We start from the raw sequence: 8,048 nt of genomic DNA on the forward strand, positions 1-8,048 counted from the left end.
CGACGGCGGCGGGGTTCGCGGGCGCGCTGGTCGCGGCGCTCGGGCGGGCCGTCGACGGGGGCGCGGTGGGCTGCAAGTCCATCGTGGCCTACCGGCACGGGCTCGGCATCGACCCGCGGCGGCCGACGGCGCGCGAGGTCACGGACGCGGCCGGGAGGTGGCTGGCGGCCGGGCTGCCCCGGCTCACCGACCCGGTGCTGCTGCGGTTCCTGCTCTGGTGCGGCATCGACGCCGGGCGGCCGGTGCAGGTGCACACCGGGTTCGGCGACCCGGACGCGACGCTGGCCCGGTGCGACCCCGCGCTGCTGCAGCCGTTCTGCGCGGCGACCCGGGACGCGGGCACGCCGCTGGTGCTGCTGCACTGCTACCCCTACCACCGGTCGGCGGGCTGGCTCGCGCACGTCTTTCCGCACGTGTCCGTGGACCTGGGCCTGACCAGCACCTACCTGGGCGCCCGGTTCCCGGCCGTGCTCGGCGAGTTCCTGGAGCTGGCCCCGTTCGGCAAGCTGCTCTACTCCTCCGACGCGTACGGCCTGCCGGAGCTGTACCTGATCGGGGCGGCGCAGTTCCGCCGGGCACTGGGCCGCTTGCTGGGCGGATGGCTGGCCGACGACGCGATGAGCCGCGCCGACGCGCTCGCCCTCGCCGCCGCCGTCGGGGCGGGCAACGCCGCGCGGATCTACCGGCTCGGCGCCTAGACTGGCCCCGTGGCGGAGCCGAAGACGACAAAGACCGACGCCAGCGTGGCGGAGTTCCTTGACGCCGTGGCCGATCCCGCGCGGCGCGCCGACGCGCGGGCGCTGTGCGAGCTCATCACGAAGGCGACCGGCGCGACGCCCGTCATGTGGGGCACGGCGATCGTGGGGTTCGGCAGCTACCGCTACACGTACGCGTCAGGGCGCAAGGGCGACTGGCCCGCGGTGGGCTTCTCCCCGCGTAGGCAGGCCCTCACCGTGTACCTCTCGGAGGGCTTCGACGGCTACGCCGACCTGCTCGGCAAGCTGGGTCCGCACTCGATCGGCAAGTCCTGCCTGTACGTCAAGCGGCTCGCCGACGTCGACGCGAAGGTCCTCACGGAACTGGTCCGCTCGGGCTACCACCACCTCAACGGCACCGTTTTGGCGCCATAGACACGGAATGCGACCCCGCGATTCCGCCCTATGGCGCCGAAGCGCGATGGTCAGCCCGTGACGGTGTTGACCAGGTACAGGTAGCCCTGGGCGTAGCCGGTGGCGTTGGGGTGGAACGACTCCGCCAGTGCCAGGGCGCTGAACTGGTTGATCCAGCGCGATGACGCGCACGCGCCGTGGCCGGCGAAGCGCGCCCTGGCGTCGACGAACCGGAGCCCGGCCGCGGCCGCGCGCGCGGCGATGACGGCGTTGAGCGCGTCGGCGCCCTTCGTCAACGCCGCGACCTTCGTGGCGGTGTAGCAGGAGCTGCCGGGATCGATGAGCCGCGGGTAGCCGAGCACGAGGACGGTCGCGTTCGGCGCCCGGTCGCGGATCGTCGCGTACGTGGCGTCGAGCTTGGCGGGCAGCTCGTTGTTCGCCTTGGCGATGCCGGCGTCGACGGCGCTGACGCAGGCGCTGCTGGTGTTCAGTACGCAGGAGAGCATGGTGTCGGCGAAGCCGACGTCGTTGCCGCCGATGGTGATCGTGACCAGGTCGGTGGCGGCGCTGAGCGCGGAGAACTGGCCGGTCATGCTGGCCGTGGTCGCCCCGCCGCACGCGACGTAGCGGAACGACGAGACGGCGTGCGTGTTCGCCCACAGCTGCGGGTACCCGCGCGGGCTGCGCAGGCAGAACACGTTGCTGGAGTACGGCGGCGCGCCCGTGCCCGACGAGTACGAGTCGCCGAGGGCGACGTAGTCGACGGGCGCGGCGGCGGACGCCGGCGATCCGGGCAGGAGCACGGTGAGGGCGGCGGTGAGCACGCACGCCGCCGAGAGCAGTCGGGTACGCATGGTCCGCGGTCCTTTCGGCGTGGGGTGAGGGGGACGACCCAGGCGCCTTGGGTGCGGAAAGCGTAGAAACAGTAATTGAGAGATAGAAGTACGTGTTACCCTCGTTACCTACTAGTAACATCGTCCGGTTGGGGGCGATCGCGGGTGCCGCATCCTCGTCGAAGCGACGCGCTACGCAACCGGGAAGCGATCCTCAACGCCGCGCGCGAGGTGCTCGCCCAGCCCCGCACGCCCATCTCGCTGGAGCGCGTGGCCCGCGTCGCCCGGGTCGGTCAGGCCACCGTCTACCGCCACTTCCCCGACCGCCGGGCCCTCGTCCTCGCCGTCGTCAGCGACCAGATCGCCGCGTTCGCACGTCTCGCGGCTTCCCGCGCCGACGAGGCGGCCGCGTTCCGGTCCCTGCTGGACACGGTCCTGCAGGCCCAGTTGGCGATGCGCCCGCTCGTCCACACCCTGCGCGGCCTTCCACCGGACCAGCAGCGCCGTCACATCGACCAGGTCGTCGCGCTGCTCGCGGCGCCGCTGAGCCGGGCCCCGGCGGCGGGTCACGTACGCGCGGACCTCGGCCCCGCCGACCTGACCCTGGTCCTCACCATGGCCGAAGCCGTCATCGACACCACGGCCGACAACCCCAACCACCTGGTACTGGCACAACGCGCCATCGCCCTGCTCCTCGACAGCCTGCTCCCCCGCACGGCCCCGCCATGAGGCGCGTCCGCCGAGGAAAGGCCAATTACGTGTGGAACTCCGGGCCGTCATTCCGCACGCAAGGCCAACAACCTCGGCATGGGTCCGTGGCGGGGACCGCGACGCGGGGCGGGTAACATGCCGACCGCGCGGCGGGGTGGTGACGACTGTCCATAGTGGGTGGCGCGGGAGGCTACGGGGTGAGGCAACCGGGGGCGGCCGCCTGGGCCGCGCGGGTCACCGAGTCGCGGCCGTTCGATGTCGCCATCATCGTGCTGATCGGCCTGAACGCCGTGGTGCTCGGCATCGAGACGTACCCGCACCTCGGCACGGCCGCACCGCTGCTGCGCATCGTCGAGTGGGTCTTCCGGGTCCTCTTCGTCGTGGAGATAGGGCTCCGCGTGCTCGCCTACGGCAGGCGGCCGCAGGACTTCTTCAGGCACGGGTGGAACATCTTCGACTTCGTCGTGATCGCGGCCGCGTTCCTGCCCGGCCTGCACGGCGACTCGGCGATCCTGCGGATCATCCGGATCGCGCGGGTGCTGCGGCTGGTGCGCTTCTCCCCCGGCCTGCGCACGATCGTCACCGCGCTGCTGCGCAGCCTGCCCGGTGTCACGGGGTTCCTCGCGCTGGCGGCCGTCACCCTCTACGTCTACGGCATGGCGGGCTGGCTCATCTTCGCCGAGCACCAGCCGGACGACTACGGGACGCTCGGTCGGGCCGTACTCACGTTGTTCGTGTTGTTGTCGTTGGAGACCCTGCCCGATCTCATCGAGCAGGGCCTCGCGCTGTCCCCGTGGACGCTGCTGTACTACGTCAGCTACGTCATCGTGACGGTGAACCTCCTGCTCAACATCCTGATCGCGGTCATCGTGAACTCGATGGAGGAGGCCCGTCGGCTGGAGATGACCGAGAGCCTCGGCACCGACGAGGACCACGACGGCGTCCCCGACGACATCGACCGCATCATGATCAGCCAGCGCCTGGACGACCTGCGCGAGCTGGTCGCGGAACTGGAGCGCGAGCTACGCATCGACCGCGACGCTCCCAGCCGTGCCGAACGACCTACCCCGACACGACAACGCTGACGCACGCCGAGCCCACGCCTCAACAGTCGGGCACATCGGGAAGGCGGTTGTACGGATAGTTGATGTAGTAGCTGGACATGAAGCCCCAGTGCTTCGGCGTCATGACCCACAACCAGTACGGGTTGCCCCCGATGACCTCACCGATCTTCTGGCAGTGCACCGTGATGGGTTCCCAGCTGTGCACCTGGCCGACGATGCTGGGGCAGTTGTAGGGGCCCGGATAGGCGAAGCAAGCGGGTGGGTTCCCGCCGTTGTACCGAACGTTCACGCCGTTGGTCCACGTGTAGTACGTGGCCGCGGCGTGGGCCGGACTGGCGGTGAACACCACGCCCGCCAGGGCGGTCACGGTAGCGAGCGCGGCCGCCGCCGTACGCTGCCATACCCTGCTGCGTCCCAGGTTCAAGGCCCTCCCCTTTCCGGTAGTCAGGCCTGAACTGTGGCCCCGTACATGCACGTACGTCCATGACAATCCGCGCCAAGGACCGGACGTTGCGCGCCAGCGGCACAGCTAAGAGTCTTTACAGTTAGGAATATTTACACTAACTTGGGCTCCGATCGACAGCTGTCATCTCCGACCCCCTCCAGGAGTACGACATGCGCAGACGGATCCTGCTCCCGGCGTTGACGGTCGCCGCCGTCGCCGCCTCCCTCCTCATCGCCGTGCCCGTGCAGGCGCACGGCTACGTGTCCGCGCCACCCAGCCGGCAGGCCATGTGCGCCACCGGCCGCGTCGCGAACTGCGGCGAGATCGTCTACGAACCGCAGAGCGTCGAGGGCCCGAAGGGCCTGCGCAGCTGCAGTGCCGGCCTCCCCCGGTTCGCGCAGCTCGACAATGCCGCCCTGCCCTGGCCCGCCACGTCGGTGGGCAACACGGTGACGTTCAACTGGGTCTTCACGGCCCGGCACGCGACCAGCACCTTCGAGTACTTCATCGGCGACACGCGCATCGGCGTCGTCGACGGCGGCGGCCGCCAGCCCGAGGCGACCGTCTCGCACACGGTCAGCCTCGGCGGCCGCACCGGGCGCCTGCTCATCCTCGCCGTATGGAACATCGCGGACACCCCCAACGCGTTCTACTCGTGCGTCGACGTGCAGGCCGGCGGCGGCACCCCGACAACGACGGCGCCGACCACGACGGCACCGGCCACGAGCCCGCCCGCCACGACGGCCACGGTCACCACGAGGCCGGCGACGAGCGCGCCGGCGACCACACCCGCGGGCGGCACGACGTGGGCGGCGGGCGTCGCCTACCGGGTCGGTGACCGGGTCACCTACGCCGGCGTGACCTACCAGTGCCGGCAGGCCCACACGGCGCTCGCCGGTTGGGAGCCGCCCAACGTACCGGCCCTGTGGTTGCGCCTGTGACCTCCGGTGGCGGGTCCGCGTCGGCGGACCCGCCACCAATCTTCGCGGGTACGAGGAGGAGCAAGGTGATACGACGACTCGCCGGCCCGCTCGGCGCGCAGGCCCTCGGCGCGCTGTTGGCCGGCTGCTCCGGGAACATCCCGCCGTCCGCCGGCCCGACGACGTCCGTCGCGACGGGCGCGCCCAACGCCGCCGACGTGATGTTCCTGCAGATGATGATCGCGGTGGACCGGGACGCGGTGGAGCTGCTGTCGCTCGCGTCCACCCGGGCCGGCGACGACGTGAAGCTGCTCGCCGCCGCGATCGCCGCGACGCAGGCGACCGACGTCGAGACGATGGCGGGCTGGCTGCGCGCCTGGGGACACCCGACGACCATGGACCCGGACCCGGCCGCGCACGCGGGTCACGGCGGCGTGCACACGCTCGGCCCGACCGACCTGGCGCCGCTGCGGCCGCTGCGCGGCGCGGCGTTCGACCGGGCCTTCCTCAACCTGCTCATCGGCTACCAGCACAACGCGGTCGACCTGGCCAACGTCGAGCTGGCCGGCGGCGCCGACCCGGGCGCCCGGCAGCTCGCCGAGCGCCTGCGTACGGCGGCCGAGGCCCAGATCGCCCACATGCTCACGCTGGTCGCGGCAGCGCCGGGGTAGCCGCCGGCCGTTCGGCCAACAAACCTGTCGATTCGCTGACCGGGCGCCTGCCGGAATTCCTTTATGCTCGGCCGACACCGGCGCCCGAGTGGCCGGTCGGAGGGATGTCTGTGGCCGGGGACAACGGGTCCGCTCTGCGCATCAGCGTCCTCGGCGAGGTGAGCGCGGCCCGCGACGGGCAGCCCCTCGACCTGGGCGGCCGCCGGCAGCGCTCCGTGCTCGCCCTGCTCGTGCTGGCCCGCGGCGACGCGGTCGCCGCCGACCGGCTCGTCCACGACCTGTGGGGCGAGGAGGCGCCACCGACCGCGACCGGGGCCCTGCAGGCCTTCGTGTCGCACCTGCGCCGCCACCTCGAACCGGGCCGCACCGCCCGCTCGCGCGGCACGGTGATCGTCAGCGTCGGCCCGGGCTACGCCCTGCGCGTGCCCGACGACGCCGTGGACGCCTGGCGCTTCGAGGCCGACCTGCAGCGCGCCGCCGCGCACGACCCGGTCGACGCCGCGGCGATCCTCACCGACGCGCTGGACCTGTGGCGGGGCCCGGCCCTGGCCGAGTACGCCGACCAGCGGTGGGCGCAGGCCGAGGTCGGCCGGCTGAGCGAGCTGCGCGAGGTGGCCCGCGAGCAGCTGCTGGCCGCCCGGCTGGCGTGCGGGCAGAGCGCCGTGCTCGTCCCGGAGATCGAGCGGCTCGTCGGCGAGCAGCCGCTGCGCGAGGAGCGGTGGCGACTGCTGGTCCTCGCGCTGTACCGGGCCAACCGCCAGGCCGACGCCCTCGCCGCGCTGCGCCGCGCGCGGGAGCTGCTCGCCGACGAGCTGGGCGTCGACCCCGGCCCGGCCCTGCGCGAGCTGGAGGCCGAGGTCCTCGCCCAGTCCCCCACGCTCGCCCCGCCGACGCCGGCACGGCTGCCCACCGCCCGCGTCGCGCCGATCGAGGCACTGCCGGGCCAACCCGCCGCACCGGGCCTACCGACCGCGTCCGGCCCGCCGGCCGCGACGGGCCTTGTAGTGTCGGGCCTTGGCGCGTCCGGCCCACTGGTTGCGTCGGTTCCGCGCGCCGCGTCAGCAGCTCCACTGGTCGCGCCAACCGACGGCGGGGACGCGCTCGTCGACCGGGGGCCCGAGATGGCCGAGCTGCGGGCCTGCGTGGCCGACGCGCAGGCCGGGCAGGGCCGGCTCGTCCTGGTCGAAGGGCCGGCGGGGATCGGCAAGTCGCGGCTGCTGGCCGAGGCGCGGCGGCTCGCGGCGGCCGACGGCGTGCGCGTCCTCACCGCCCGGGGCAGCCAGCTGGAGAAGGAGTACGGCTTCGGCGCCGTGCGCCAGCTCTTCGAGCCGGCGGTGGCCGACCCGGTGCTGGCCGGACACGTCATGACCGGCGCCGCCGCGTCGGCCGCCCCGGTCTTCGACGTCGCCGCGGGCGCCGGCCCGTCCCGCTCGGACAACACCCTCGCCGCCCTGCACGGCCTGTACTGGCTGGCCGCCAACCTGTCCGCGCGCGAGCCGCTGCTGCTCGCGGTCGACGACGTGCAGTGGTGCGACAGCGGTTCGCTGCGGTTCCTGGCGTACCTGGTGCGTCGGGTCGAAGGGCTGCCCATCATCGTGGTCGCCACGCTGCGCACCGGCGAGGAGCACGCGGACGCCCCGCTGCTCGCGGAGCTCGCGCACGACCCGGCGACCGTCGCCGTGCGGCCCGGCCCGCTGAGCGCGGCCGGCGTCGCGGACCTGGTCCGCGCGCGACTGGGCGCCGACGCCGACCAGTCGTTCGTCGCGGCGTGCTTCCGCACCACGTCGGGCAACCCGCTGCTGCTGCGCCAGCTGCTGCGCGCGCTGCAGGCGGAGTCGGTGCGGCCCGACTCCTCGCACGCCCACGTCGTCACCGCGATCGGGTCGCGGGCCGTGTCCAGCCTGATCCTCATGCGCCTGGGCCGGATGCCGCAGGCCGCGACGGCCGTGGCGCGGGCCATCGCGGTGGTGGGCGGCGGCGCCACGGTGCTGGCCGTCGCGGCGCTCGCCGGCCTGGACGAGGAGCGGACCGCCGCGGTTGTGGCCACTCTGGCGAAGGCGGAGGTGCTCCGCGACGAGTACCCGCTGGGGTTCGTCCACCCGCTCGTCGCCGACGCGGTATACCGGGACCTGCCGCCCGGCCAGCGCCAGCTGCAGCACGAGCGGGCCGCGAAGATCCTGCACGCCGGGCACGCGCCGGCCGAGCGGGTCGCGGCGCACCTGCTGCAGGTCCCGCAGCGCGGCGACGCGTGGGTCGTGGCCGTGCTGCGCGCCGCCGCGGCCACGGCCGCCGACC

Annotated in this window: 9 protein-coding genes; 7 read left to right on the forward strand and 2 right to left on the reverse strand. The window is 73.2% G+C overall.

Features of this window, described 5'->3' with window-relative positions; genetic code table 11:
• Both ABD211_RS24665 and ABD211_RS24670 read left to right on the forward strand, forming a co-directional pair.
• The coding region (locus tag ABD211_RS24665) for an amidohydrolase family protein (protein ID WP_344136551.1) at positions 1–698 on the forward strand (698 nt) is incomplete at its 5' end.
• A 9-nt stretch (positions 699–707) separates the two neighbouring features.
• Positions 708–1,130 (forward strand): DUF1801 domain-containing protein, encoded by a 423-nt coding sequence (locus ABD211_RS24670; protein WP_344136555.1) that lies wholly within the window; start codon positions 708–710, stop codon positions 1,128–1,130.
• A 50-nt stretch (positions 1,131–1,180) separates the two neighbouring features.
• Here the strand turns inward: ABD211_RS24670 and ABD211_RS24675 are convergent, their stop codons facing one another.
• Positions 1,181–1,963 carry an SGNH/GDSL hydrolase family protein gene (locus ABD211_RS24675; protein ID WP_344136558.1) on the reverse strand — a complete coding sequence of 261 codons (783 nt, stop codon included), beginning with the start codon at positions 1,961–1,963 and terminating at the stop codon, positions 1,181–1,183.
• Between the two features lie 144 nt (positions 1,964–2,107).
• On the opposite strand from ABD211_RS24675, the gene ABD211_RS24680 reads away from it, so the two are divergent.
• Positions 2,108–2,671 (forward strand): TetR/AcrR family transcriptional regulator, encoded by a 564-nt coding sequence (locus ABD211_RS24680; RefSeq protein ID WP_344136561.1) that lies wholly within the window; start codon positions 2,108–2,110, stop codon positions 2,669–2,671.
• A 179-nt stretch (positions 2,672–2,850) separates the two neighbouring features.
• The gene (locus ABD211_RS24685) at positions 2,851–3,738 is read left to right on the forward strand and encodes an ion transporter (RefSeq protein WP_344136564.1); all 888 of its coding nucleotides are present in this window, start codon (positions 2,851–2,853) and stop codon (positions 3,736–3,738) included.
• Positions 3,739–3,757: 19 nt separating this feature from the next.
• Here ABD211_RS24685 and ABD211_RS24690 read toward each other — a convergent pair whose 3' ends face one another.
• Positions 3,758–4,141 (reverse strand): hypothetical protein, encoded by a 384-nt coding sequence (locus ABD211_RS24690; RefSeq protein WP_344136567.1) that lies wholly within the window; start codon positions 4,139–4,141, stop codon positions 3,758–3,760.
• A 191-nt stretch (positions 4,142–4,332) separates the two neighbouring features.
• On the opposite strand from ABD211_RS24690, the gene ABD211_RS24695 reads away from it, so the two are divergent.
• From ABD211_RS24695 to ABD211_RS24705, 3 genes are all read left to right on the forward strand, one after another.
• Positions 4,333–5,103, forward strand: a complete 771-nt coding sequence (locus ABD211_RS24695) for a lytic polysaccharide monooxygenase (protein ID WP_344136570.1) — start codon at positions 4,333–4,335, stop codon at positions 5,101–5,103.
• A gap of 65 nt (positions 5,104–5,168) precedes the next feature.
• On the forward strand, positions 5,169–5,753 hold the full coding sequence (locus ABD211_RS24700) for a DUF305 domain-containing protein (protein ID WP_344136573.1): 585 nt from the start codon (positions 5,169–5,171) through the stop codon (positions 5,751–5,753).
• A gap of 110 nt (positions 5,754–5,863) precedes the next feature.
• The coding region (locus ABD211_RS24705; RefSeq protein ID WP_344136575.1) for an ATP-binding protein at positions 5,864–8,048 on the forward strand (2,185 nt) is incomplete at its 3' end.

The organism is Luedemannella flava (assembly GCF_039528515.1).
In the GTDB taxonomy this organism is placed as follows: Bacteria; Actinomycetota; Actinomycetes; order Mycobacteriales; family Micromonosporaceae; genus Luedemannella; species Luedemannella flava.

Coding starts and splice junctions, on each gene's coding strand:
- ABD211_RS24695 (WP_344136570.1), top strand. CDS start 4,333: ATGCGCAGACGGATCCTGCTCCCGGCGTTGACGGTCGCCGCCGTCGCC.
- ABD211_RS24675 (WP_344136558.1), bottom strand. CDS start 1,963: ATGCGTACCCGACTGCTCTCGGCGGCGTGCGTGCTCACCGCCGCCCTC.